Genomic DNA, 24070 nt, shown 5'->3' with positions numbered 1-24070 from the left:
CTGTCCGCACCTGTACGGTCGCATATTGTGAGGCTAATGTCCCGTTCCACGCGTTCCGAGGGTGAGCTGATGGTCGACGTCATGAGCGGCGGGCCGGGGCAGCGCAGCCGTCCGACGGGCACGTCCGCCCCCACCCGACGGGCGGGCGAGCTGCTCGCCGCCCGGCTGGAGCACGCCCAGCGGCTGGGCAACATGGGCTGGGCCGAGTGGGACCTACGCACCGGCGCGGCCGCCTGGTCCGACCAGATGTACGTGATCTTCGGCCGGGACCCCGCCGACGGCCCCGTCGGGCTGGCCGAGCTGGCCGCCCACGTCGAGCCGGCCGACCTGCGGCTGCTCGACCAGCTCCTGGTGGCCGCCGTGCAGGGGGGCGGGCCGGCGCAGGCCGAGTTCCGCATCCGGCGCGGCGACGAGCTGCGCAACCTGCGCGTCGTCCTCGAACCGCTGGACCCGCCCGCCCGCACCGGACCGGCGGACCGCGCGGGCCCGGCCCGGAGCCTGCACGGGGTGGTCCAGGACATCACCGGCCGCCGCCGCGCCGAACGCATCATGTCGGAGTCGCGCCGCCAACTCCTGGAAGCCCGCGAGAAGGCGGCCGAAGAACGGCACGTGATGCTGGCGCTGCGCGAGGCGATCCTGCCCGAGCCCGCCGGCTGCCTCGACCTGCCGCGCACCCGGATCGCCGTGCGGTACGTGCCCGCCGAGAAGACGGCGAGCCTGGGCGGCGACTGGTTCGAGGCGACCCCGCTGCCCGACGGGCGGGTCCTGCTGGCCATCGGCGACGTGTCCGGCCACGGCCTGCCCGCCATCGCGCACATGGCGCAGCTCCGCCACGCCCTCGTCGGCCTGACCATGACGGGCGAGTCCGCCGACGGGCTGCTCACCTGGCTGAACGAGCTGGCCATCCACCGGCTGGAGGGCACCACCGCCACCGCCGTGCTCGGCCACCTCGACACCCGCACCCGGGTGTTCACCTGGGCCAGGGCCGGCAACCTGGCGCCCATCCTGGTGCGCGACGGCGCCGCCCGGCCCCTGGACCAGCCGCGCGGCGTGCTGCTGGGCGCCACCTGCGACCAGCCGTACGAGCTGGCCAGGACGCAACTGCGGGAGGGCGACATGCTGCTGATGTTCACCGACGGGCTGGTGGAGCGGCGCACCCGCGACATCGACGAGGGCCTGGCCCTGGTGCTGTCCGCGGCCGCCCGGCTGTGGGACGGCGACCTCGACGCGGGGCTGGACAAGCTGCTGGCCGACATCGGCGGCCCCAACCCCGAGGACGACGCCTGCCTGCTGGCCGTCGGCATCCGCGACGACGTGCCCGCGCGCTGACCACCCGGCGGCCCGGGGGTGCGACGATGGGGGTGTGCTCATGCTTCTGGACACCCCGTCGCTGTACTTCCGGGCCTTCTACGGCGTCCCCGAGTCGATCACCTCGCCCGACGGCCGGCCGGTCAACGCCGTCCGCGGCCTCATCGACATGATCGCCACCCTGGTCCGGCAGCACTCCCCCGACCGGCTGGCCGCCACCATGGACGCCGACTGGCGGCCGGCCTTCCGGGTGGCGGCGATCCCGACGTACAAGGCGCACCGGGTCGCCCGGGGCGACGCCGAGGAGGTGCCCGACACGCTGGTGCCGCAGATCGCGATCATCGAGGAGGTTCTCGACGCCGTCGGCATAGCCCGCCCGGAGGCGCCCGGCTACGAGGCCGACGACGTGATCGGCACCCTGACCGCCGGCGAGCCGGGTCCGGTCGGCATCGTGACCGGCGACCGCGACCTGTTCCAGCTCGTCGACGACGCCCGCCCGGTCCGCGTCCTCTACACCGCGCGTGGCATCCGCAACCTGCAGGTGGTGGACGAGGCGTTCGTGACGGCCAAGTACGGCATCCCCGGCCGGGCGTACGCCGACTTCGCCACCCTGCGCGGCGACCCCAGCGACGGCCTGCCGGGCGTGGCCGGCGTCGGCGAGAAGACCGCCGCGGCCCTCGTCACCCGGTTCGGCTCGCTGGAGGCGATGCTGGCGGCGCTGGACGAGGGCGTCGTGGACGGGTTCCCGGCGGGCAGCCGCACCCGGCTGGCGGCCGCCCGCGACTACCTCGCCGTCGCCCCCGCCGTGGTCAAGGTCGCCTCCGACGCGCCGCTGCCCGCCGCCGACCTGACGCTGCCGGCCAAGCCCCGCGACCCCGCGGCCCTGGTGCGGCTGGCCGACGAGCACGGCCTGGACAGCCCGCTCAACCGGCTGCTCGACGCCCTGACCGGCTGACCGGCCTCCCCGGTTCGGTAGGTTGTGGCCCGTGTCGAGCATCCAGGTCGCCGGCGACGCCCCGGCCCGCCTCGTGGACGGCTTCGCCCGCATCGCACGGGAGGCCGGGCTCCCCGGCGCGTTTCCCCGGCCGGTGCTCGACGAGGCCGAGTGGGTGGCGGAGGTGCCCCGGCTGCCCGGCAAGGACCTGACCGGCCTGCCGTTCGTCACCATCGACCCGCCCGGCTCCATGGACCTCGACCAGGCCCTCCACCTCGAACGGCTGCGGGGCGGCTACCGCGTCTGGTACGCCGTCGCCGACGTGGGCGCGTTCGTCCGGCCGGACGGCCCGATCGACCGGGAGGCACGCGACCGCGGCGAGACCGTCTACCTGCCCACCGGCTCGGTGCCGCTGCACCCCCGGGTGCTGTCGGAGGGCGCGGCCAGCCTGCTGCCCGGCGCGGCCCGCCCGGCCGCGGTGTGGCGGATCGACCTCGACGCCGAGGGCCGCGCCGTGGGCGCCGACGTGCAGCGGGCGCTGGTGCGCAGCCGCGAGCGGCTCGACTACGCCTACGTGCAGGCGGCCGTCGACACCGGCACCGCCGACGGCGTGCTCGGCCTGCTGGCCGAGATCGGCGCGCGCCGCCTGGACCTCGAACGGGAACGCGGCGGTGTCACGCTGCCCACCCCCGACCAGGAGGTGGTGCCGGCGGACGGCGGCGGCTACCGGCTGGCCTACCGGCCGCCCCTGCCCGCCGAGGCGTGGAACGCGCAGATCTCCCTGCTCACCGGCATGGCCGCGGCGTCCATGATGCTCGACGCGGAGATCGGCGTGCTGCGCGTGCTGCCACCGCCGCAGCCGGCCGACCTGGACAAGGTTCGCAGGGTGGCGGCCGCCCTGGACGTGCCGTGGCCCGACGGCGCCTCCTACGGCCACGTGGTGCACGGCCTCGACCCGAAGAGCCCGCGGCAGGCCGCCTTCCTGCAGGAGTCGAAGGTGCTGCTGCGCGGCGCCGGCTACGTGGCCTTCGACGGCGACCCGCCCGCGCTGGCCGACCACGCCGCCGTCGGCGCGCCGTACGCGCACGTGACGGCCCCGCTGCGCCGCCTGGCCGACAGGTACGCGACCGAGGTGTGCCTGGCCGTCGCGGCGGGCGAGCCGGTGCCCGCCGAGGTGCGCAAGGCGCTGGCGAACCTGCCCGGCCTCATGACCGCCGCCGGCCGCCGCTCCGGCACGGTGGAGCGCGCCTGCGCGGACCTGGTGGAGGCGTTCGTGCTGCGCGACCGGCTGGGCGAGCCGTTCGACGCCGTGGTGATCGACGTGGCCGACCGCGGCGACGGCGGTCAGGTCCAGCTCGCCGACCCGGCCGTGATCGCCCGCTGCGACGGCCTCCTCCCCCTGGGCGAGCGCGTCACCGTGCGCCTCACCCGCGCCGACCCGGCCACCCGCGAGGTCCGCTTCACCCTCGCCTGAGGGCGGCGGTTCGCCGGAACATCCCGTCGCGGGAGGACCGGCGTCGGCGGGCGCGGTTGAGGCACAGCCCCGAAGACGCAGGCGTGGCCGCGGCCGTCGGCGGGTCGCGGCCACGGAGGCGGGGTGTCACTTCTTGAGCACGCTCCAGCCGGCCCCCACCCCCATGAGGTGGACGGCGACGCAGACGAGGCCGGCGACCATGAGCGTGGTGACGGTGAGCACGTCGCCGACGGCCAGGCCGGCGATCTCGAAGACGAGGGCGAGCACGAACAGCAGGGCGGCGACGAGGGCGAACATGGCGGCCTCCAGACGGGGGTGGCCGGACGCCGGTGGACCGCGCCGGGGCCGGGCCTCAGCGAGGTGCGTCCGAGGGCTTGACTGGGCTGGTGACATGGGGATGTCCGCAGCTCGGCGGCCGGAAACTCGCCGGGTGGTGACGTTGCGTATACCGGTGATGACGGCCCCCTTGACCGGGCGGTCAGCCCGGTCGAGGGGCCGCGGACGCGCCATCCGGGTGTGGGCGTCGCCCGCGACCCCGGCGTGGCCGGTCACAGGGGTCACGCCAGGGCCTGGCCGGGTCAGGCCGGACCACCCGGCCGGCGAGGGAGGAGTCAGCGGCCGGGCACGTCGCCCACCACGTCGAGGGCGGCGCGGGTGATGCTGTCGGTGTCGAGGCCGTGATGGCGGTAGACGGCCTCCAGCGAACCCGAGCGGCCGAAGGAGGTCACCCCCAGCGAGGTGACCGGCACGCGGTGGATGGTCCCAAGGAACGCCAGAGTGTGGGGATGGCCGTCGAGCACAGTGACCAACGGGGTGGCCCGCTCGGCGGGGAACGCCTGGTCGAGGATCCAGTCCTCGGCACGCTCGTGCCCCTGGCGGGCGCGCACGGCGCGGTAGAGCAGATCGGGACTCGTCACGCACACGACGTCGGCGGCGACGCCCATGCCCGCCAGCCGGTCCGCGGCCGCCAGCGCCTCGGTGACCACCGCGCCCATCGCGGCGACGGTGACCCTCGGGCTGTCCGCGCGCCGCAGCGCGTACGCGCCGGCCACCGCCTGGCGGCGCCGTCGTTCGCGCGCGGCCGGATCCGCCGGCACCGCGGCGAGCGCCTGGTCGACCGGCCTGGTCGACAGCCGCAGGTAGGCGGAGCTGCCGTCGGGCTCGCCCAGGCGGGCGAGGCCGGCCAGCAGCACCCATTCCGTGTCGATCGCGAACGCCGGCTCGTAGGTGACACACCCCGGCTGCTCCATCCCGATGGACGGCGTGATGACCGACTGGTGCGCGCCTCCCTCCGGTGCGAGGGTGACACCCGAGGGCGTGCCGACGAGAATCGACCGGCCTCCGGCGTACATGCCGTACGACCACGGTTCCAGGGCCCGTCCCACGAACGGGTCGTAGAGCACCCCGATGGGGAACAGCGGCTCGCCCCACCGGCTCCAGGTGGCGCCCAGTTCACCGATCAGGCCCACCAGGTTGGTCTCGGCGATGCCCAGTTCGATGTGCTGCCCGGCCGGGCTCTCCCGCCAGTGCAGGATCGTCTCCGTGTCGTCGGCGAACCAGTCCCGGCGCTCGGTCGCCGACCACACACCGACCTTGTTAACCCAGCCGCCCAGATTGGTCGACGAGCTCACGTCCGGGCTGACCGTCACGACCCGCCTGGCCGCCTCGGGCGCCGCGCGGTTCAGATCGAGCAGCGCCCTGCCCAGCGCGGCCTGGGTGGTCGCCGTTCCGGAAGGGGTGCGGCCGAAGTCGGCCGGCACCTCGGGAGGCCGCCGCGTGGGCGGGTTGCGCCGCCGCAGCCGCCCGGCCACCGCGCTGCAGAGCGTCGCCGCGTCGCTGCCGTCGGGGAACCGCGGCCACGGGTGGTCCAGGTCGGTGCCAAGCCTCCGCGCCAGCTCCCGCATCTGCTCGGTGGTCAGCAGGGAGGCGTGGTTCTGCGGGTGTCCCTGCGTGGGCAGCCCGTGGCCCTTGACGGTGTAGGCGAAGATCACCGTGGGCCTGCTGTCGTCGATGGCGGCGAAGGCCCGGTCAAGAGCGCCGAGGTCGTGCCCGCCGAGGTTCGCGATCGCGGCCGACAGGACGTCGTCGTCCAGCCCGGCGATCAGCTCGGCGACCGCGTCACGGTCGGGGCCTTCGCCGGGCAGCCGCCTGCGCAGCTCCGCCGCGTCGCAACGCAGGACGCGCTGGTACTCCGGGTTGGGCATCGCGTCGATCCGGGCGCGCAGGGCCGCGCCGCCCGGCCGGGAGAACAACTCCTCCAGCCGGCTGCCGTACTTCACCGTCAGGACCTGCCATCCGGCGGCGGCGAACATGCCGCGCAGCCGGTCCGCGGCGAGGTGCGGCACGACCCGGTCCAGCGACTGCCGGTTGAGGTCGACCACCCAGACGATCTCTCCCAGTTCCGCCACCACCGGGTCGAGGATCGCCTCCCACACCGCGCCCTCGTCGAGCTCGGCGTCGCCCAGCAACGAGTACTGCCGCCCCGTGCCCGCGCCTCCGAACGCGTGCTCGGTGTAGCGGCGGGCGATCGCTCCCCAGATCGGGGCGGTGGCGCCGATGCCGACCGACCCGGTCGAGTAGTCCACCGGGTCCGGGTCCTTGGTCCGGCTCGGATAGCTCTCCAGCCCGCCGAACTCCCGCAGCCGGGTCAGGTAGGACGCGTCCAGCTCACCCAGCAGGTAATTGATCGCGTGCAGCACGGGAGACGCGTGCGGCTTCACCGACACCCGGTCCTGCGCCCGCAGGTGCCTGAACCACAGGGTCGTCATGATCGACACCATCGACGCGGACGACGCCTGGTGCCCGCCGATCTTCAGCGCGGAGGGGTTGGGCCGCACCCGGTTCGCGTGATGGATCATCGCGGTCGACAGCCACAGCACCCGCTCCTCGATCCGCGCGAGCGTGTCGTACTCCGCGCTCTCCCGCACGGGGGTCACCGCTGCGCCGCGCATGCGAGCTCACCTCCGCCGGCCGGCGGCCGCAGGCGGTCACCGGCGCGCAGCAGCCCGCTGGGCAGGGCGGCGCCCAGCAACTCCTCGGCGCGGCGGGCCGCCGCCAGCAGTCCTTCCAGGTCAAGACCGGTTTCGATGCCGAGATCGTGCGCCAGGTAGACGAGCTCCTCGGTGGCGATGTTCCCGCTCGCACCCGGCGCGAAGGGGCAGCCTCCGAGACCGCCGATCGACGCGTCGAGCCGGGTGACGCCGGCCAGCAGCGCGGCGTACGCCGAGGCCAGGCCGGTCCCCCGGGTGTTGTGCAGGTGAACGGCGACATCGAGTCCCGGGGCGACGCGACGCGTCTCATGGAGCAGCGACAGGAGCCGCCCCGGTGTCACGGTGCCGATCGTGTCGGCCAGGCAGATCTCGTCGGCGCCGTCGCGCAGCGCGCTGTCGACGATCTCCCGTACCCGGTCGGCGGGTGTCTCCCCGTCGAAGGGGCAGTCCCAGGCGGTCGCGATGATCACTTCGAGGTTCCCGCCCGCCTCGTGGACGATGTCGGCCACGCGCGGCACGAGGTCGAGCGCCTCACGGGTCGTCCGCCCGACGTTGGCCCGGCTGTGCCCGTCCGCGGCCGAGACCACGTACTCGACGTCGGTGATGCCGGCCGCGACGGCGCGCTCCGCGCCGCGCACGCCGGCGACCAGGGCGGACCATCTGACGTGCGGCCACTGCGTCAGGGCCGCCGCGACGTCGGCCGCGTCGGCGAGGGCCGGCACCGCCCTCGGGGAGACGAACGAGGTCGCCTCGATCCGCCGCGCGCCCGCTGCCACGAGGTGCCGGACGATGTCGAGTTTCGCCTCGGTCGGGATCGGCCGCTCGTTCTGCAGCCCGTCACGGGGACCGACCTCGCGGACGTCGATCCGCCGGGGCAGGCCGGTGTCGGGTGCCGCATCGGATGCGGTCTCGGATGCGGTGTCGGATGCGGTCTCGGATGCGGTCTCGGATGCCGTGTCAGATGACGCCCGCATCGGCCAGCTCCTTCAGGTCGGCTGGGGACAGGCCCAGTATCGCCGTGTACACGTCCTCGTTGTCCTCGCCCGGTGTGGCGGGTCCCGCCCACCGGACGGAGCCCGGCGTGCGGGAGAACTTCGGAACCACTCCCGGGCCGAGCACCTTCTCGTCGAGCCTCTCGTCATGGTGCGGGACGAGCATCTGCCTGGCGGTGAAGTGCGGGTCGCGCACGATCTGGTCGACGGTGTAGACGGGGCCCGCGGCGACGCCGCTGTCGCCCAGCAGGTCCAGGAGGTGGTCGGAGTCGTGCCGGCCGGCCCACTCGGCGACGATCCCCTCGATCTCGTCCTGGTGGGCGGCGCGGGCCTCATGGCTGGCGAAACGGGGGTCGGCGGCGAGTTCCGGCATGCCCATCACCTCGCACAGCCGCCGGAAGACCGTGTCCTGGTTCGCCGCGATGATCACCCAGGTGCCGTCCTTGGCGCGGAACAGGTTGGACGGGGCGATCCCCTCCAGCCGCGTCCCGCCGGGCCGCCGAATCCGGCCCAGCCGGTCGTACTCCGGAATGACGGACTCCAGCATGGCCAGGCACGACTCGGTCAGCGCGACGTCGACGACCTGGCCCTCGCCGGTGCGGTCGCGGTGCACGAGCGCGGCCAGGATGCCCTGCGCCGCGAAGAGGCCGCCCAGGGAGTCACCGAGGGAGATGCCCATCCGTGGCGGCGGCTGGTCGGGAAAGCCGTTGATGGCCCGCAGCCCTCCCATGGCCTCCGCCACCGACGCGTAGCCCGCGCGGTGGCTGTAGGGGCCCGTCTGCCCGAAGCCGGAGACCCGGCACAGCACGATGCCGGGGTTGACGGCGCGCATCTGCTCGTATCCGAGATTCCACCGTTCCAGGGTCCCGGGCCGAAAGTTCTCCACGACGACGTCCGCGTTGGAGATCAGGTCCAGCAGCAGCCGCTGCCCCTGCGCGGTGCGGAGGTTCAGCGTGACGCACCGCTTGTTCCTGGCGTGGACGGTCCACCACAGCTTGTGGCCTCGGTAGCTCTCCTGGCCCCAGTCCCGCAATGGGTCCGGCTGGCCGGGCGCCTCCACCTTGATCACATCAGCGCCGAGGTCGCCCAGCAGGCGGCCGGCGAAGGGACCGGCCACCACGGATCCCAGTTCGATCACGCGCAGGCCCGCCAACGGGCCTGAGGCATCGCGGGTGGCGGCCGGTCGTTCGTCCGGCAGCCGGTCGGCGGTAGTCATGCTTCTCCTGTACATAGGTCGTCCGGGGAGCCGGTCAGAGCGGCGGCGCGGTCCACAGGCCGGGGTCGGATTCCCCGATCGCCACGGGGATGAACTCGTCGATGGGGTTGGCGGTGCCCCACTGGTCGGCTTCCTCGCCGTCGGGCTCCCATCGGCAGGGGACCCAGGTGTCCTCGTCGACCTGCGTCAGCGCGGTGGTGTACTCGACCACGTTGCCGTCGGGTGAGCGGAAGTACGAGAAGGTGTTGTCGCCGGGGCCGTGCCGGCCCGGGCCCCACAGCACCGGGAATCCCGAGCGCATCATGCGTCCGGTGCCGCGCATGTACTCCTCGATACCCCGCATCTCGAACGAGACGTGGTTCAGCGAGGCGTGCCCGGCGGCGGCGAACCCCAGCGTGTGGTGGTCGCGCTGGCAGCGCATGAACACCATCCGGTCCGCCACCCAGTCGGAGACCCGGAAGCCGAGATACCTCTCGTAGAAGGCGATCACCGCCGCGAGGTTCGCGGTGTTGAAGACGACGTGGCTGAGCCGGCTCGGGATGTCCTCACGTTCGGCCAGCTCGCGCGCCTGGCGCGTGCCGACCTCGCAGGAGATCTCCACCAGGCGGCCGTCGGGGTCGAAGAACCGGAACCCGTAGCCGCCGCCGGGCGTGATCAGCGGCTGCGGCGTCCGGTCGATGCGGACGCCGTCGCGTCCCAGCCGTTCGCAGAGCCGATCGACCTCGGCCGGGGTGGACACGGCGAAGGCGATCAGGTCGACGCGCCGTTCGTCGGCCTCCCGCACGCGGAACACGAACTGTTCCGTGCTCGCCTCGGCCGCGAAGAACGTCACCCCGGTGTCGTCGGCGACCGGCCGCAGCCCCCAGGTGGAGCCGTAGAAGTTCACCAGCTTGCCGTAGTCGGGGGCGCCGATCGCCAGGTAGCGGGTGTGCGTGATCGGCGAGGTCCGGACGGTGGACCGCTCCTCAGGCGGAAGTGGGGTGGGCATCAGGACTCCAGGTTGTGAGATGTTCGATGCTGTGTGTGGGCCGGCGGGGGGCGTTCACTACTCGTCCGCCCTGACCCGGATGACCGTACGCCCCACCGACCTGCGGGATGCGATCAGGCGGTGCACGGCGGGCAGCTCCTCCAGCGGGTACTCCCCGTCCAGCGGCGGCAGCGGGAGTTGCCGCCCCTCGATCAGTTTCCACACCTCGGCGACCACGTCGCGGTCGGGCATGTTCACTCCGATGATCGACTGCCGCCGGAGATACAGGCTGCGGATGTCGACGGTGACGGAGCCGCCTCCGTGCGCGCCGCAGGTGACCAGGCGGCCGCCCATCGCGAGGGTTTCCATCGCGCCGTCGAACAGGACCGGGTCGGAGACGTTCTCCACCACGAGGTCTACTCCGCGCGAGCCGGCGATCCGGCGCACGCGCTGCGGCCAGTCCGGCTCCGAGTAGTCGACCACCGTGTCGATGCCGAGGAGTTCCCGCAGCCGTTCGGCCTTCCACGGGGCGCCGACTGCCGCGACGACCTCGGCGCCCAGCGCGCGGGCCACCTGGACGCAGGCCATGCCCACACCGCCCGCAGCCGCCATGACCAGCACCCGCTCACCCGGTCCGATCCGGCCGTTGACGGCGACCAGGTTCCACGCGATCGGGTAGGTGATCGCCATGACGGACGCCTCGGCGAAGCCGACGCCGTCCGGGATGGCCACGACGACCTCCTCGGGCACGGCGACGTACTCGGCCTGCCCTCCGTCCCGCTGCATGCCGACCACCTCGTGCCGTTCGCAGAAGGGGCGGCCCTCCCGGCAGGAGTCGCAGGAGCCGCAGGACTGGAAGCCGCTGACGGTCACGCGCTGCCCCGCCCGGAAACGACGCACTCCCGCGCCGACCTCCGCGACGACCCCGGCCGGGTCCTGGCCGAGGATCCTGGGCAGCGTGGTGAGGGGGCGGCTGCGCACCTGCGCGTCGATCGACGCGGCGGTGACGGTGCGCACCTGCATCAGCACCTCGCCGGGTCCGGCAACCGGACGCGGCCACTGCCGGACGGTCATCTCCTCCGGCGGCGTCGCGTGCTTGGTCAGCACGACCGCGCGCATCATCGCCGCCTCGCTCATCGGCGTGCCCCTCCGGGGGCGGAGATCTCCTGGGCGGCGCCGACCACGGCGAGATCCTCGACCAGGGTCGTCTCCACCCTGCCGAGCAGTTCGACCTCGACCGCGACGTGGTCACCGGCGACGAGGTACTCCGGAGGCTTGCGGCCGTGCCCGACCCCGGCCGGCGTGCCGGTGGCGATCACGTCGCCGGGCTCCAGCGTCATGATGCGGGACAGGTGCGCGACGATCGAGGCGAAGTCGAACACCATGTCGGCGGTGGTGCCGTCCTGTTTCGGCTGTCCGTTCACCCAGGAACGCACCCGCAGCCGGTCCGGCGCGCCGACGAAGCGCGCGGGGGTGAGGAACGGCGCCATGGGTTTGAACCCGTCGTAGGCCTTGGTCATCACCCAGTCGATGCCCACGGAGGGGGCGTTCGGGCCGCTCCAGTCGCGGGCCGACAGATCGTTGAGCACGGCGAACGCCGCGATGCAGCCGTGCGCCTCGTCGGGTGCGACGTCCCGCGCCCGGCACCCGATGATCACGGCGACCTCGGCCTCCCAGTCGATCCGCTTGGCCATGCGCGGTACGGCGACCTGCTCCCCGGTGCCCACCAGCGTCGTGGCGGGCGGGACGATGAAGCTGTACGGGTAGGCCGGGAGCGAGGAAAGGCTCAGGCCCATCTCGCGTATGTGGTCCTTGTAGTTGGCCCCGATGCAGATGAGCTTGTTCGGATGCACGACGGGAGCCCGCCAGCGCACGTCCGCCGCGTCTGGCAGGGGTGCGGCGGCGCCGCCGGCAAGGGCCTCGGCGATGCGGTCCAGCAGCGTCTCCCACCCGCTCCCGATGAGCTCGACCAGGGTCGCGTCCCCCGGGATGTCCGGCAGGAGGTCCGACAGCCGGCGCAGCGCGCCGCCGGACTCCACCACCACCGTGTCCCGGTCACCCTCCAGAGCCGTTCCCAGACGGAACAGGGCCCCCGGGACGGGTGCTTCCAGCGTCATCGCCAAGCTCCTTCATGGTCGGGAGAGAAGATCACGTCAATCGCGCCTTGCGGTGCCGTGCTCACGCGGCCTCGTCCGCTCCGAAGTGGCGGACGATCTGGTCGTGCCGCTCGCGGAAGGCCGGGGACGCCGGATTGCGCGGGTACGGCAGGTCCACGTCGTGGTCGGCGAGGATCTGGGTGGGTTTGGGGGAGCACACGACGACGCGGTTGCCGACGGTGAGGGCCTCGTTCACGTCGTGGGTGACCAGGACGATGGTGAGTCCGGTGCGCTGCCACAGCGCGACGATCTCCTGCTGCAGGCGTTTGCGCGTCTGCACGTCCAGGGCGCTGAAGGGCTCGTCCATCAGCAGGATGTCGGGGTCGACGGCCAGGGCCCGGGCGATCGAGACCCGCTGCTGCTCGCCGCCCGACAGGGCGTACCCGGGCCGGTCCGCCAGCGCGCCGATGCCGACGACGTCCATGTAGTTGCGGGCTCGTTCCCGCAGCTCACGCCTGTCGCCGGTGACGCCGCGCAGCTTCATGCCGAGCACCACGTTGTCCAGCGCGGAACGCCACGGCACCAGCCGGGCGGCCTGGAAGACGTAGGCCAGCCGGTGCCAGCTCCGGGCCGGGGGATCGCCGTGGACGCTCACCTCGCCGCCCTGGAAGTCGACGAGCCCGCCGAAGATCCTCAGCATCGTCGACTTGCCGCACCCGCTGGGTCCGAGGAGGCAGGCCAGCTCCCCGTCGCGGATGGTGAGGTCGATGCCGCTCATGATGGTCTGGCCGTCGAAGGCCACCGTCAGGCCGCGCGTGTCGATCGCGTTCATCCTGCCACTTCCGTCCCGGTTCGGCGGGCGAACCAACGTGCCACCGGATCGAAGATCAGCCGTTCGGTGACCACGACGATGATCAGTACGACGACGATGGAGGCGAAGACCGTCGGCGTGTCGAAGGACTGCCTCGCCCGGTTCATCACCAGGCCGAGGCCGCTCCGGGCGCCGAAGAACTCCGCGATGATGGCGACCTTCCAGCCCACGGAGAACGACAGGCGCACCGCGGCGAAGATGTACGGCATCAGCAGCGGAAGCTCGATGGAGATCAGCACGCGCGCCCGTGACCTGGTGAAGCTGCGCCCCATCTCCCTGAGGCCGGGGTCGATCGCCCGCATCCCCTCCCACAGGTTCACCAGGCAGAACGGGATGAGGATCGCGGTGACCACGAACACCGCCGCGAAGTCCCCCACCCCGAACCAGATGACGCCGAGGATCGCCCAGCCCAGCGCGGGGACGCTGTTGAAGAAGGGCAGCAGGCGACTGCCGACCAGCAGGGAGGTGACGGGCACCGTGCTGCTCAGGAAGACCAGCGCGCCGCCGATGGCCATCGCGAGGAGCACGGACAGCAGGATCCTGAACATCGAGGTCCAGGTGTGCTCGGCGTCCTGGCCGACCAGCAGGTCGATCGTCTTCTCGGCGACGACGAGGGGGCCGGGCAGTTCCATCGGCGACGCCCGCTCGGAGAACCACCACCACAGGGCCAGGGCGAGCACCAGCGCGCCGTTGGCCAGCAGGTGCGCGGGAAGCCGGGAGCCGGTCCTGGTCCGGCCGCGCCTGGCCGCCGGGACACGGGCCGGCTCGGCTGGAACGTTCCGGGCGTCGGGGTTCGCGGCGATCGTTCCGCGCGGGCTGTCGTCGGTCATGAGCGGTCCTTGACCACGATCGCGTTGAGGTCCGGGTTCACGGGGAGGTACCCGTTGCGCTGGGCGATCGTGTAGAACGCCTTGGCCCACCCGACCCACTCCGCGTCGGTGGTTCCGCCGAACCGGTAGGACTCGCCGTTCCACCAGTACTTGATGAACTCCGGATCGACGCCGGTCTCCTTGCTGATGTCACCGGCGAACGAGGCGACGTTCGCCTCGGCGTAGGCGACGGACTCGCGGATCATCCGCTGGAACTCGGTGACGCAGGCCGCCTTCTCGGCGAGCACGTCGGCCTCGGTGACCAGCGCGGCGCCGACCAGCCAGGCGTCGCCCAGCTCGCGGAAGTCCTGGTCGACGGCGGCCGCGACGCGGAACTTGCCGTCCTTGGACGCGCGCCACCCGGCCTGGTGGAAGAGCACGGCCGCGTCCACGTCACCCTTCTCCAGGGCGTTGAGCAGCGTCTGCGGATCGAGTTCGACGTAGTTGACGTCGCCGCCCTCCTGCTTGCTGTTGAGGCCGTACTTCTCCGTGTAGACCAGTTGCGCGGTCATCGTGACGCTGGACCCGAATCCGGTCACGCCGACCGTCTTGCCCTTGAGGTCCTTGCCGGTCTTGATGGGAGAGTCGGCGCGGACGTAGGTCTTCGTCCCGCCACCCGTCTGTGCCTGGATGAGACCGACGATCCGCAGGTCGACCTTGCCCTTCTCGCGGGCCTGGACCAGACCGGGCAAGGACGTCGCCACGACGTCGTACTGGCCTGACCCGGTCGCCTGGATCAGCGCGGGGATCTGCATGTACTCCACGTCCAGCTTCCCGATCACGTCAGAGGTGACGTGACCGCGATCGATCGCGTAGTACGCCGTGCGGTGGGAGTCGTCGTCGAGCGCGGCCAGCGTGAAGTTGTCGCACGTCGCTCCGCTGCCGGATCCTTGCTGACCGCCGGTGCCGCACGCCGCTATGGCGAGCAGGACGGCGGTGGCGCCGATGGCGCCCTTCCGGTAGATCATCACAGTGCTCCTACCCTGTCTTTCCTGCGCCGCCGGCGAGATAGGCGAGAGTCTCGTCCAGGCTCAGCACGTCGGCGTACTTCTGATCCATGTCGAAGAGGCTGGCTTCGTGCGGCGGGCGTGCCCGGTCGGCCACGCACTCCCTCGGGACGAGCGTCCGAAATCCCGCCTGCACGGCGTCGACGACCGTGGCGCGCACGCATCCGCTGGTGGTGGCGCCACAGACGATCAAGGTGTCCACGCGGCGCGCCGTCAGCCAGCCTGCCAGGTCGGTTCCGTGAAACGCGGACGGGCCCTTCTTCACCAGGCACGCCTCGTCGGCCCGTACGCCGAGCCGCGGGTCCATCTCGACGGCCCGTGACCCCGTGACCAGGGCGCTCAGTCCCGGCGCCTTGTCCCACCAGGCCACCTCGTCCTGGGGTCCGTCGTAGGCGATCGTGGTGAAGATCCGGGGGATGTCCCGTTCCCGTGCCAGCCGAAGCAGCGTCGAGCACGCCTCGACCTCGGCGGACATGTCGGCCCCCGTCGGCAGGTCAGGATCGGTGAAGCCGATACTGAAGTCGACGACGACCACGGCGGGACGCTCCCCGCGGCGCACCCGCCGCCCGAATCCTGCGTCCGCATAACGCGTCTTCAGCATCTGTGCCTCCTCGACAGCGGATGGTGCGCGTGGGACAAAGTACACACACTGCCGCGAGAGGAGTCAACAGGTGTATCCACTTTTTCAGAAACTGGATACACCTTGATAAGGCATGCCGGTCCCCCGCCAAGGCGCGACGAAAGCGCACTCAGCCGCCGGAGGACCTCATGGCGAGCCGCAACGCCGTCCGCACCGCGACCGGCTCGTACTCGGGGGCGCTGTCGGCCATGACCGTCAGGGCGGTCCTCGCCAGGTGGCGGACGATGGTGTCGATGGCCACCGCCTGGTCACCTCCCCGCAGCGCGTCGAGCAGCGCGGCGTGCTCGCGGTTGGCCATCGTCAGCGACTCGGCCCTGCGCGCCTGGTTCTTGCGCACGTACCGCTGGCTGTGCTCGGCGAGCCCGGCGAGCATCTGCTGGACCTGGCCCACGGCCGCCGCGCTGTGCACGGCGTGGAAGCGCTGGTGGGCGACCTGCCACCGGTCCCACTCGCCGGCTTCGGCGAACTTGCCCATCTGGTCGAGCAGGACGGACATCTCCTCCAGCCGCTCCGGGGTCAGCTCGGAGAACATGAGGGCGACCTGCAGGGACTCCAGCAGGATCCGGGCCGCGTAGACCTGGTCGACATGGGCGACGTCGATGTCGCTGATGCGCGCCCGCTGGTTGGGGGCCGTCACGATCAGGCCCTCCTCCTGGAGCATCCGGAACGCCTCCCGCAGGGGGGTGCGGCTCACCCCGAGCCTGCGCGCCAGCTCGGCCTGGGTGACCGTCGTCCCCGGGGCCAGGTCCCCGTCCAGGATCAGGTTGCGCACCAGGGTGTGGATGTCGATCACCAGCCGGCGACCGGGCGCCTTGGAGGCCGGAACGGGTCCAGCGGTCATCACGTGTCTCCCCATCCAGTCGGCGGCGCGCGAAGATCATCTTAAGGGGCGCGCCGGATCACATGCGGGAAGCCCGGGGCCGCCCCCCTTTCCCGGACATCTGATCGTGACCTTACTGTACCCACCCTCAGGGCGAGATGCTAACGAACCCTTGACACCTGACGGCCAAAGTGTGTCCACTTATGGGCATGCGCGACCGAGCTCGGTCGCCATCAGAAACCCGGGCGGTAACGTGACACACCCACAGCGACAAGCGGTCCACCCCACGACGCCTTCCGGCACGCATCTCCAGCCATCGGGAGAGAGCCTGGACGTCGACGCCGGCGACGTGCGGCTGCGGGTGCTCCGCTACCGTGCCGACCAGGACGCGCCGCCGTTGATCCTGCTGCCCGGGATCACCACCACGGCCTTCGCGGCCGAGTTCATCGCCGCCGAGCTCACCGGCAGCCACACCGTGTACGTCCCCGACCTGCGCGGTCGCGGCCGGTCCGGTCGGGCGGCGGCGGGTCGGCACACCCTGCGGCACTACGTGAGCGACGTGGCCGCGCTGGTGGAGACCTTCCACCTGGCGGCCCCGGCCCTGCTGGGCCACTCGCTGGGGGCCCGGATAGCCGCGTGGTACGCCGTGGCCCACCCCGGGCGCCGCTCCGCACTCGTCCTGGTCGACCCGCCGCTCAGCGGGCCCGGCCGGCGTCCGTACCCCACCACCCGCCAGGACTTCCTCGACCAGCTCGACGAGGTCGCGGGCGGGGCGGGGCCGGAGCAGATCCGATCCAGATATCCGGCGTGGCCGGACCGCGAGCTCCGGATCCGCGCCCAGGAGCTCCGGACCTGCGACCGCCAGGCGGTGGTCGAAACGCTGCAGGGCTTCCACAGCGAGGACTTCCACGAGCTGTGGAGCCGGCTCGACGGGCCGGCGGTGCTGGTCTACGGCGAGCGGAGTCCGGTCGTGACCGCGCAGGACGTCCAGGAGCTCGGGCGGCTCAACCCCGAGGTGCCCCTCGTCGCCGTACCCGGGGCCGGGCACATGGTGCCGTGGGACAACCCGCGAGCCTTCTTGACGGCGATCCGTCCCTATCTCCGGAGGAGAGAAGATGTTTGACCAGAGCCTCGTCCACGACCTGTTCAAGCGACAGCTGACCCTGTGCGGCGTGCGCGAGGGCGAGCAGGTCGTGGTCCTGTCGCAGGGCAGGCTGCGCCTCGACTACGCCGACGCGTTCATGTACGCGGCGAAGAGCCTGTGGGCGAACGCCTACCACATGCGGCTGCCGCACCTGCTCCCCACGGACGGCAACTGGTCGGTGGGCGCCACCGAACTCGCCACGAACCCGGAGGCGGTCGCCGCGCTGGAGCGCGCCGACATGGTCGTCGACCTCGCCTTCCTGCTCTTCTCCCCCGAGCAGTTCGCCATCCAGAACGCCGGCACCCGGATCCTCACGGTCGTCGAACCGATCGAGCTGCTCGCGCGGCTGGCGCCCAGCCGCGAGCTCCGCGAACGCGTCGAGGCCGGCGCGGAACTGCTGAGCTCGGCGTCGACCCTGCGCTTCACCAACCGGCACGGCACCGATGTCACCTACCGGCTGGGCGCGTACCCGACCATGTCCGAGTACGGCTACACCGACACCCCCGGCCGCTGGGACCACTGGCCGGCGGGCTTCGTGTTCACCGGCGGAGCCGACGACGGGGTGGACGGCCGGATCGTGCTCGGCCCCGGCGACGTGCTGCTGCCGCAGAACCGCTACGTGGCCAACCCGGTGGAGTTCACCATCGAGAAGGGGTTCATCACCGACATCCGCGGCGGCTCCGACGCGGATCTGCTCCGCTCCTACATCAAGTCGTTCGACGACCCGCGCGGCTACGGCATGTCGCACGTCGGCTGGGGGCTCGACGAGCGCGCCCACTGGCACGGGCTCGCCGAGCCGTCCTTCCCCGGCGGCATGGGCATGGAGCTGCGGTCCATCTACGGCAACGTCATGTTCTCGATCGGGCCGAACAACGAGCTGGGCGGGCCCAACGACACCGCCTGCCACCTCGACATCCCGATGCGGGACTGCAGTCTGTACCTCGACGACGAGCCGGTCGTGATCGACGGCGACATCGTGGTGCGTGACCTCCAGGCCCCTTCCCGCCGCTGAGCCGGCGGTCCCGTCCGACCACCACCCACGATGGAGCGTCCATGACTGTGATCGACTGCCAGTGGCACTGGTATCCGCCCGCGTTCCTCGACGCGCAGTTGAACAACCGCACGGGTCCCAGAGCTGAGAAGACCTCCGAGGGCTACGTCTACGAGGTCTCGCCCGAGGAGATCTGGCGGTACGACCATCGCTTCACCGACCTGGACTTCCAGGTGGCGGTGCTCGACCACGCCGGGATCGACACCGCCGTCGTCAGCACCGCCGCGGCCGGAGACCTCACGGAACGGGGCCGCGACGAGGCCCGGGACCTGTGCCAGCTCCTCAACGAGGAACTGTCCCGGGCCCAGACGGCCCACCCCGGGCGCTTCGCCGGCCTGATGCACCTCCCGTTGCAGTTCCCGGACCTGGCGCTCGACCTGCTCGACGACGCGGTTCACCGGTTGCGCCTGGCCGGCATCTACCTGCCGGGCAACGTCAACGGGGCGTCGGTGGCCGACGAGTCCCTGTGGCCCGTCTACGCGCGGGCCGAGGAGCTCGGCCTGCCCGTGTTCCTGCATCCCACGAGGTCCTTCCGTGAGCCGCGGGTCGCCCAGCACCGGCTGGAGGTGGCCGTCGGCTACATGTTCGACACCAGCTTCGCGTCGATGGCGCTCATCACGGGCGGCGTGCTCGACCGCTTCCCCGACCTCAAGGTGGTCCATCCGCACGCCGGCGGCACCCTGCCGTACCTGTGCGGCCGGATCGAGGTGTACCGAGGCAAGGGGTGGTGGCCGAAGCTCGACCGGCCGTTCGCCGACTACCTGCGTCGCCTGTGGTTCGACACGGTGTGCAACCAGCCGGAGACGCTGCGGCTCCTCGCCGGCCTGGTCGGCCCCGAACGGCTGCTGTTCTCCAGCGACTACCCGTACTGGTCCACCCGCCGGGGCCTGGACCTGGTCCGGGCCGCCGTCGCCCCCGGCGACGTCGCGGGGGTTCTGGGTGGCAACGCCCTGGCGCTGCTCGGCCGGCGCCCGGACTGAGGCCCTCGCGCGCCGTTTCGTCCCCGCGAGCCGCCGCGGGCCGCCGGGGGGCGCGCGAGCCTCGCGGGAGCACCGGCCTCAGGGACGGATGTGGCGGGTGCCGCGGCGCCACACCTCCACGACGGACCGGGTGGCGGTGATGTCCGTGGTCGGGTCACCGTCGACGAGGACCAGGTCGGCTCGCAGCCCGGGCGCGACGCGTCCGCGGTCCCGCAGCCCGAAGTGGCGGGCCGGCACGCTGGTCGCGGCGGCCAACGCCTGCACCGGGCTGAGACCGGCCTTGGTGAGCAGCACGAGTTCGCGGTGGATGCTGGCGCCGTGCAGGGCGAGGAAGCCGCCGTGCGGGCCGTCGTTGGCGTCGGTGCCGGCCAGGAGGGGGACGCCGGCGCGGTGCAGCGCGGCGGCGGTCTCCAGCGCGTTGGCGATGCCGTCGGGATCGACGGGAAAACCGCTGATGTCCGCGGTGGCGGCGGCGCGGGCCTGGTCGTCGAGCAGTCCCCAGACCCGCTCGTCGCGCCACAGCTCGCGCCCCTCGGTACCGGTGATCGCCTCGGTGAACGACAGGGTGCCGATCACGAACACGCCGTACGAGGCGGCGAGGGCGGCGATCCGCTCGCCGTGCCCGTCGGTGGGTATGTGCGCCAGGCCGTCGATGCCCGCGTCCAGCGCGACGGCGGTGTCGCGGGCGGTGGCGACGTGCGCGATGGTGGTCAGCCCGGCCGCGTGGCCCGCTTCGACCAGGGCGGTGACGGCGGCCGGGGTGAGGCAGGGCAGGGAGTCCCCGCCCGACGAGCCGTCATCGATGACGATCTTGAGGTAGTCGGCGCCGCCGTCCAGCCGGGCCTGGACGAAGGGTTCGGCCTGACCGGGGTCGGCCACCGTGTCGAACGGCCCGTAGAGCTCCCCCATGATCTGGATGGGGTGACCCTCGGGAGCGGTGGCGCCGACCTGGGCGGTGCGCACGTCGGCGACGGTGTCGTCGGCGGCGGCGCGGCGCAGCCGGGCGACGTTGCCCGGCATGGCGAACATGTCGAGCTCGGTGGTGACCCCGAACCGCAGGGCCTGGGCGAGGCTGCCGTCGAAGGCGTGCGTGTGCGCGTCGATCAGGCCCGGCAGCAGGGTGCGCCCGGTGCCGTCGATCCGGGCGGCCCGCGCCGACGCGGCGGGCGGCAGGGCGCCGGGTGCGGCCACCTGGGCGATGCGGTCGTCCTCGATCAGCACGTCGGCGCGGGGCAGCACCTCCTCACCGTCGAAAACGCGGACGTCGCTGATCACCGTGCTCATCTGTCGATCTCCGATCCGATCTGCGGACGCCCTGCCGGCGTCCTCGACGGCTTCGACTCTGGCCCGCCGCGGCTGGGATCGAGCTGGGATCGGGCTGGAGCCGCCCCACGTCACGTCAGCGAGCGGCTCCGCTCCTCCCAGTAGGTCAGCCCGTACCGCCGGTGCGCCTCCAGCGCCGCGCGGGCGTGCTCGCCGGCCGCGTCGTCCGCGCCGATGCGGCCGGCCAGCTCGGCCAGCACCAGATGGGTGGAACCCCAGCAGGCGCTGCCCATGCCGGCCACGACGAACTGCTCCGCGTAAGGGGCGAGCCGCTGGTAGAGCTGCCGAGGGTCGGGAGTGCCCAGCCGGGCGGCGACCAGGCCCCAGACCGGCAGGAGGAAGTCCGCCACCCAGTCGTCGGGCGTGTCGGTTCCCCAGCGGCCGATCAGCTCGTGGGCCAGCGAGGTCCGGCCGGCCTCGACGGCCGCGAGCACGGCGACCGGCCGCAGCGGCGTGAGGTGCGGCCCGGAGGCGGCGGCGACGAGATCGTCGACGATCTCGGCCACCCGGCCCTGCCCCCGCCGGCAGGTGAACGTGGTCACCAGGCGCCGGAACGCGCCGCCCCACAGGGTCGAGCCGAACCGCATGTCGCCGTACCGGTCGAGCAGGGCCTCGGCCTCGTCCCACCTGCCTTCGAGGGTGCTGCGGGCGGTCTGCGCGATGCGCACCATGGACTCCAGCTCCGGCCTGGGCACCGCTGCCAGCAGCGCCTCGCAGCGGGCCAGCTCGCGGTCCCAGCCGGCCAGGTCGCCGTCACGCAGCAGACACGACATCAGGAAGACCCGCGCCGTCACCTCCCCGCTGACCGGCAGACCAGGCAGGTCCGCCAGTTCCTCCGCCACCGCCCGCCGCTCGGCGTTGCGGCCCGGCCGGAACGCCGCGAGCAGGTAGTTGCTCATCGTGCGGGCCAGCAGCGCGACGTCCCCGACCTTGCGGGCCAGCGCGACGGCCTCGACGGCGTGGCGTTCACCTTCGGCGCTGCGCGGGCCGTAGTGCAGCTCCAGGGCGAGCGCGCCCAGCAGGGCGGCGCGGTCGGCGTCGGCGAGCGGGCCGTCCAGCAGGTCCTCGATGACGGCCACCATGTCGTGGTCCACGACGCCGTACGAGCGCCAGTTCCACAGCGACGGCCCGCCGATGGCGGTGACCGCCGGGATCAGCACCTCCCGGTCACCGATCTGCCGGGCGAGGCGGATCGCCTCCTCCCAGTCCCGCCGGGCGTCCTGCGGCCGGCCGACGGCGCGGCCGGCATGGCCGCGCTCGGTGAGGAAGCGGGCGCGTTCGGCGTCCCGTCCGGGCGGCAGCGCGGACAGGGCCAGCCCCCAGAACCCGATGGCCTCCGCGTGGGCGAGCTGACCTGCCGCGTGCCGGGCGGCGCGGGCGGCGTGCCTCACGGCCTTGTCCGCGCCGCCCAGCCGCGCGGCCTTCGCGAAATGGTGCGCCAGAACGGCGGACTCGGTCTCGGGCAGGACGGCTTCGAGCGCTTCGCCCGTCCGCAGATGCAGGCGGAGACGTTCGACCCGGCTGAGTCCGGCGTAGAGCGCCTCCTGGACGAGAGCGTGCGAGAACCGGTAGTCGGGCCCGGCGGGCGGTTCGACCAGGAGCCCGGACGCGACCGCCGGGTCCAGCGCGGCCATCACCTGCTCGGCCGTGCTTCCGGTGACGGACTCCAGCAGGTCGACACCGACGTCGCGCCCGGCTACCGACGCCGCCCGCAGCAGGGTGCGCGTCTCCTCGGGCAGCCGGGCCACACGGTGTTCGATCACGCTGCGCACGCCGCTCGGCACCCCGTCCTCGCCACCGGGCAGGCGCAGGATCTCCCCCAGGTAGAAGGGATTGCCGCCGGTCCGGTCCAGCAGGGACGCGACCCGGCCGGGCTCGTCGGGCACCCGCCTGGCACGCAGGTAGGACGCCACCTCCGCGACCGTGAACGGCGTCAGCGCGAGCCGGTCGCCGGACCTGGTCAGCGCCGCCATCGTGGCGCGCAGCGCGTCGGCGTGGTCACCGGGCTCGGGCCGGCTGGTGACGAGGAGGAGCATTCGACGCCGGGCCGCCGCCCCGACCACGAAGTCCAGCAGCCGCAAGGAGGACACGTCCGCCCAGTGCAGGTCGTCCAGGACGACGGCCAGCGGCGCCTCGCCCGCCGACAGGACGTCCACGACCTTCTCGTACAGGCCGAACAACACGACGTCGGGATCCTGCCGCGGGTCGAGCGCCCGCTCCGACAGCAGCCCGGAGCGGTCACCGGCTTCGCGCAGGACCTGTGTCCACGGCCAGAAGGCCGGCGCGACGCCGTCGGCGCAGCGCCCCCAGGCGACGCGGAAGCCGCGCGCGACGGCCAGGTCGGCGGCGGCCTGGACGAGCCGGGTCTTGCCGATCCCCGCCTCGCCCGTGACGAGGACGGCGCCGCCCTGCCCGCGCCGCGCCTCGGCCAGCCGCCGCTCCACCAGCGCGAGCTGGGCCGACCGCGCGATCAGCTGGTCCTCGTCCGGCTCCGGCTCGGGCCGGGCGGCGGGCGCCGGCTCGGGCCGGGCGACGCGAGCCCGCTCGGGCGCCGCAGGGAGCAGCTCCGGCGACTGGCCGAACACCGCCTTCTCCAGCTTCCGCAGCTCGGGTCCCGGCGTCAGGCCGAGGTCCCCGTCGAGCTTGGTCCGCACCCGGCGCAGCGCCGCCAGCGCGTCGGCCTGGCGGCCGGCCCGGTAGAGCGCGAGCACCAGCAGGGACCAGGCCCGTTCCCGGTACGGCTCGTCCTTCACGAGCGCTTCCAGCCCCGCGACCAGGGAGGCGGCCTCCCCCCGTGCCAGCCGGGCGTCGAAGCTGTTCTCCAGGGACGCGGCCCGGGTCTCGGCCAGCCGGGCGATGACGGGTCGGGCGAACTCGTGGTCGGCGAACTCCCCCAGGGGTTCCCCCCGCCACAGGCCGAGGGCCTGTTCGAGCACCTCGACGGCCCGGTCGTGCGCCCCGCGGGCCAGCGCCGCCCGGCCCTCCTCCGCCCAGGCGGTGAACCGCCACAGGTCCACCTGGCCCGGCGTGACGTCGAGCAGGTAGCCCGGCTCGCGGGTCAGGAGCACCTTCGGCGGCGTCCGCGGCAGGCGCTCCGGCTCCAGGGCCCGGCGCAGCGGCGCGATGTAGGCCTGCAAGGTCCGGGTGGCTCCGGCGGGGGGCTCGTCGGCCCACAACTGCCCGATCAGCCGATCCAGCGAGACGACCCGGCCGGGCTCCATCGCCAGCATCGCCACCAGGGCCCGCTGCTTGCGCGTGCCGAGATCCAGCACACCCCGTCCGCCCGCGGTCACCTCCAGAGGACCGAACAGCCGGAACTCCAGTTCCGCCCCCATAACCTCCCCCGAAACATTCGAAACCCCACCATACGGCACCCCAGCTCGACCCC

General features: G+C 72.9%; 20 protein-coding genes. 6 read left to right on the top strand and 14 right to left on the bottom strand.

From position 1 onward, the window contains the following. Window positions 1-36: 36 nt before the first annotated feature. The 3 genes from ACGF0J_RS15985 to ACGF0J_RS15975 are packed head-to-tail and all read left to right on the top strand — an operon-like array spanning window position 37 to window position 3716. The gene (locus ACGF0J_RS15985; RefSeq protein WP_393146266.1) at window positions 37-1329 is read left to right on the top strand and encodes a PP2C family protein-serine/threonine phosphatase; all 1293 of its coding nucleotides are present in this window, start codon (window positions 37-39) and stop codon (window positions 1327-1329) included. Between the two features lie 40 nt (window positions 1330-1369). Then, on the top strand, window positions 1370-2263 hold the full coding sequence (locus ACGF0J_RS15980; RefSeq protein ID WP_393146607.1) for a 5'-3' exonuclease H3TH domain-containing protein: 894 nt from the start codon (window positions 1370-1372) through the stop codon (window positions 2261-2263). A 31-nt stretch (window positions 2264-2294) separates the two neighbouring features. After that, the gene (locus ACGF0J_RS15975; protein WP_393146264.1) at window positions 2295-3716 is read left to right on the top strand and encodes an RNB domain-containing ribonuclease; all 1422 of its coding nucleotides are present in this window, start codon (window positions 2295-2297) and stop codon (window positions 3714-3716) included. Window positions 3717-3842: 126 nt separating this feature from the next. On the opposite strand, the gene ACGF0J_RS15970 is transcribed toward ACGF0J_RS15975, so the two are convergent. From ACGF0J_RS15970 to ACGF0J_RS15915, 12 genes are all read right to left on the bottom strand, one after another. After that, window positions 3843-4013 carry a hypothetical protein gene (locus ACGF0J_RS15970; RefSeq protein ID WP_393146262.1) on the bottom strand — a complete coding sequence of 57 codons (171 nt, stop codon included), beginning with the start codon at window positions 4011-4013 and terminating at the stop codon, window positions 3843-3845. A gap of 314 nt (window positions 4014-4327) precedes the next feature. Continuing rightward, complete coding sequence (locus ACGF0J_RS15965; protein ID WP_393146260.1) at window positions 4328-6667, bottom strand: pyruvate dehydrogenase; 2340 nt, start codon at window positions 6665-6667, stop codon at window positions 4328-4330. Beyond that, window positions 6649-7680: a hydroxymethylglutaryl-CoA lyase gene (locus ACGF0J_RS15960; RefSeq protein WP_393146258.1), complete on the bottom strand. Its 1032-nt coding sequence runs from the start codon at window positions 7678-7680 to the stop codon at window positions 6649-6651. Before ACGF0J_RS15960 ends, ACGF0J_RS15965 begins: the two co-directional genes overlap by 19 nt. After that, window positions 7664-8914 carry a CaiB/BaiF CoA transferase family protein gene (locus ACGF0J_RS15955; RefSeq protein ID WP_393146256.1) on the bottom strand — a complete coding sequence of 417 codons (1251 nt, stop codon included), beginning with the start codon at window positions 8912-8914 and terminating at the stop codon, window positions 7664-7666. Before ACGF0J_RS15955 ends, ACGF0J_RS15960 begins: the two co-directional genes overlap by 17 nt. A 34-nt stretch (window positions 8915-8948) precedes the next feature. Continuing rightward, on the bottom strand, window positions 8949-9902 hold the full coding sequence (locus tag ACGF0J_RS15950) for a VOC family protein (RefSeq protein ID WP_393146254.1): 954 nt from the start codon (window positions 9900-9902) through the stop codon (window positions 8949-8951). Between the two features lie 57 nt (window positions 9903-9959). Then, window positions 9960-11018: a zinc-binding dehydrogenase gene (locus ACGF0J_RS15945; RefSeq protein WP_393146252.1), complete on the bottom strand. Its 1059-nt coding sequence runs from the start codon at window positions 11016-11018 to the stop codon at window positions 9960-9962. Then, the gene (locus tag ACGF0J_RS15940) at window positions 11015-11998 is read right to left on the bottom strand and encodes a fumarylacetoacetate hydrolase family protein (protein WP_393146250.1); all 984 of its coding nucleotides are present in this window, start codon (window positions 11996-11998) and stop codon (window positions 11015-11017) included. Before ACGF0J_RS15940 ends, ACGF0J_RS15945 begins: the two co-directional genes overlap by 4 nt. Before the next feature lie 61 nt (window positions 11999-12059). Further along, on the bottom strand, window positions 12060-12809 hold the full coding sequence (locus ACGF0J_RS15935) for an ABC transporter ATP-binding protein (protein WP_393146248.1): 750 nt from the start codon (window positions 12807-12809) through the stop codon (window positions 12060-12062). Beyond that, window positions 12806-13678: an ABC transporter permease gene (locus ACGF0J_RS15930; protein ID WP_393146246.1), complete on the bottom strand. Its 873-nt coding sequence runs from the start codon at window positions 13676-13678 to the stop codon at window positions 12806-12808. Before ACGF0J_RS15930 ends, ACGF0J_RS15935 begins: the two co-directional genes overlap by 4 nt. After that, window positions 13675-14685, bottom strand: coding sequence for an ABC transporter substrate-binding protein (locus ACGF0J_RS15925; protein WP_393146244.1), 1011 nt, complete (start codon window positions 14683-14685; stop codon window positions 13675-13677). Before ACGF0J_RS15925 ends, ACGF0J_RS15930 begins: the two co-directional genes overlap by 4 nt. A gap of 10 nt (window positions 14686-14695) precedes the next feature. Further along, window positions 14696-15325 carry an isochorismatase family protein gene (locus ACGF0J_RS15920; RefSeq protein WP_393146242.1) on the bottom strand — a complete coding sequence of 210 codons (630 nt, stop codon included), beginning with the start codon at window positions 15323-15325 and terminating at the stop codon, window positions 14696-14698. A 148-nt stretch (window positions 15326-15473) separates the two neighbouring features. Further along, window positions 15474-16205 carry a GntR family transcriptional regulator gene (locus ACGF0J_RS15915; RefSeq protein ID WP_393146240.1) on the bottom strand — a complete coding sequence of 244 codons (732 nt, stop codon included), beginning with the start codon at window positions 16203-16205 and terminating at the stop codon, window positions 15474-15476. Between the two features lie 232 nt (window positions 16206-16437). Here ACGF0J_RS15915 and ACGF0J_RS15910 point away from each other — a divergent pair, with 232 nt between their 5' ends. The 3 genes from ACGF0J_RS15910 to ACGF0J_RS15900 are packed head-to-tail and all read left to right on the top strand — an operon-like array spanning window position 16438 to window position 19359. After that, window positions 16438-17307 (top strand): alpha/beta fold hydrolase, encoded by an 870-nt coding sequence (locus ACGF0J_RS15910; RefSeq protein ID WP_393146238.1) that lies wholly within the window; start codon window positions 16438-16440, stop codon window positions 17305-17307. After that, window positions 17300-18340, top strand: coding sequence for a leucyl aminopeptidase (locus ACGF0J_RS15905; protein ID WP_393146236.1), 1041 nt, complete (start codon window positions 17300-17302; stop codon window positions 18338-18340). Before ACGF0J_RS15910 ends, ACGF0J_RS15905 begins: the two co-directional genes overlap by 8 nt. A 41-nt stretch (window positions 18341-18381) precedes the next feature. Next, a complete protein-coding gene (locus ACGF0J_RS15900; protein WP_393146235.1) occupies window positions 18382-19359 on the top strand; it encodes an amidohydrolase family protein in 978 nt (325 codons plus the stop codon). A 78-nt stretch (window positions 19360-19437) separates the two neighbouring features. Here ACGF0J_RS15900 and ACGF0J_RS15895 read toward each other — a convergent pair whose 3' ends face one another. Both ACGF0J_RS15895 and ACGF0J_RS15890 read right to left on the bottom strand, forming a co-directional pair. Then, window positions 19438-20643 (bottom strand): amidohydrolase family protein, encoded by a 1206-nt coding sequence (locus tag ACGF0J_RS15895; RefSeq protein WP_393146233.1) that lies wholly within the window; start codon window positions 20641-20643, stop codon window positions 19438-19440. Between the two features lie 110 nt (window positions 20644-20753). After that, window positions 20754-24017, bottom strand: a complete 3264-nt coding sequence (locus ACGF0J_RS15890; RefSeq protein WP_393146231.1) for a BTAD domain-containing putative transcriptional regulator — start codon at window positions 24015-24017, stop codon at window positions 20754-20756. Window positions 24018-24070: the final 53 nt, after the last annotated feature.

The sequence above is a fragment of the Nonomuraea sp. NPDC047897 genome (genome assembly GCF_043204415.1).
Lineage (GTDB): Bacteria > Actinomycetota > Actinomycetes > Streptosporangiales > Streptosporangiaceae > Nonomuraea.
Note: the sequence above shows the minus strand (reverse complement) of the source record. Positions and strands in the feature narration are given on the sequence as shown.

Coding starts and splice junctions, on each gene's coding strand:
- ACGF0J_RS15915 (WP_393146240.1), bottom strand. CDS start 16,205: ATGACCGCTGGACCCGTTCCGGCCTCCAAGGCGCCCGGTCGCCGGCTG.
- ACGF0J_RS15960 (WP_393146258.1), bottom strand. CDS start 7,680: ATGCGGGCGTCATCTGACACGGCATCCGAGACCGCATCCGAGACCGCA.
- ACGF0J_RS15940 (WP_393146250.1), bottom strand. CDS start 11,998: ATGACGCTGGAAGCACCCGTCCCGGGGGCCCTGTTCCGTCTGGGAACG.
- ACGF0J_RS15895 (WP_393146233.1), bottom strand. CDS start 20,643: ATGAGCACGGTGATCAGCGACGTCCGCGTTTTCGACGGTGAGGAGGTG.
- ACGF0J_RS15980 (WP_393146607.1), top strand. CDS start 1,370: ATGCTTCTGGACACCCCGTCGCTGTACTTCCGGGCCTTCTACGGCGTC.
- ACGF0J_RS15925 (WP_393146244.1), bottom strand. CDS start 14,685: ATGATCTACCGGAAGGGCGCCATCGGCGCCACCGCCGTCCTGCTCGCC.
- ACGF0J_RS15965 (WP_393146260.1), bottom strand. CDS start 6,667: ATGCGCGGCGCAGCGGTGACCCCCGTGCGGGAGAGCGCGGAGTACGAC.
- ACGF0J_RS15955 (WP_393146256.1), bottom strand. CDS start 8,914: ATGACTACCGCCGACCGGCTGCCGGACGAACGACCGGCCGCCACCCGC.
- ACGF0J_RS15935 (WP_393146248.1), bottom strand. CDS start 12,809: ATGAACGCGATCGACACGCGCGGCCTGACGGTGGCCTTCGACGGCCAG.
- ACGF0J_RS15920 (WP_393146242.1), bottom strand. CDS start 15,325: ATGCTGAAGACGCGTTATGCGGACGCAGGATTCGGGCGGCGGGTGCGC.
- ACGF0J_RS15890 (WP_393146231.1), bottom strand. CDS start 24,017: ATGGGGGCGGAACTGGAGTTCCGGCTGTTCGGTCCTCTGGAGGTGACC.
- ACGF0J_RS15905 (WP_393146236.1), top strand. CDS start 17,300: ATGTTTGACCAGAGCCTCGTCCACGACCTGTTCAAGCGACAGCTGACC.
- ACGF0J_RS15900 (WP_393146235.1), top strand. CDS start 18,382: ATGACTGTGATCGACTGCCAGTGGCACTGGTATCCGCCCGCGTTCCTC.
- ACGF0J_RS15970 (WP_393146262.1), bottom strand. CDS start 4,013: ATGTTCGCCCTCGTCGCCGCCCTGCTGTTCGTGCTCGCCCTCGTCTTC.
- ACGF0J_RS15985 (WP_393146266.1), top strand. CDS start 37: ATGTCCCGTTCCACGCGTTCCGAGGGTGAGCTGATGGTCGACGTCATG.
- ACGF0J_RS15950 (WP_393146254.1), bottom strand. CDS start 9,902: ATGCCCACCCCACTTCCGCCTGAGGAGCGGTCCACCGTCCGGACCTCG.
- ACGF0J_RS15945 (WP_393146252.1), bottom strand. CDS start 11,018: ATGAGCGAGGCGGCGATGATGCGCGCGGTCGTGCTGACCAAGCACGCG.
- ACGF0J_RS15930 (WP_393146246.1), bottom strand. CDS start 13,678: ATGACCGACGACAGCCCGCGCGGAACGATCGCCGCGAACCCCGACGCC.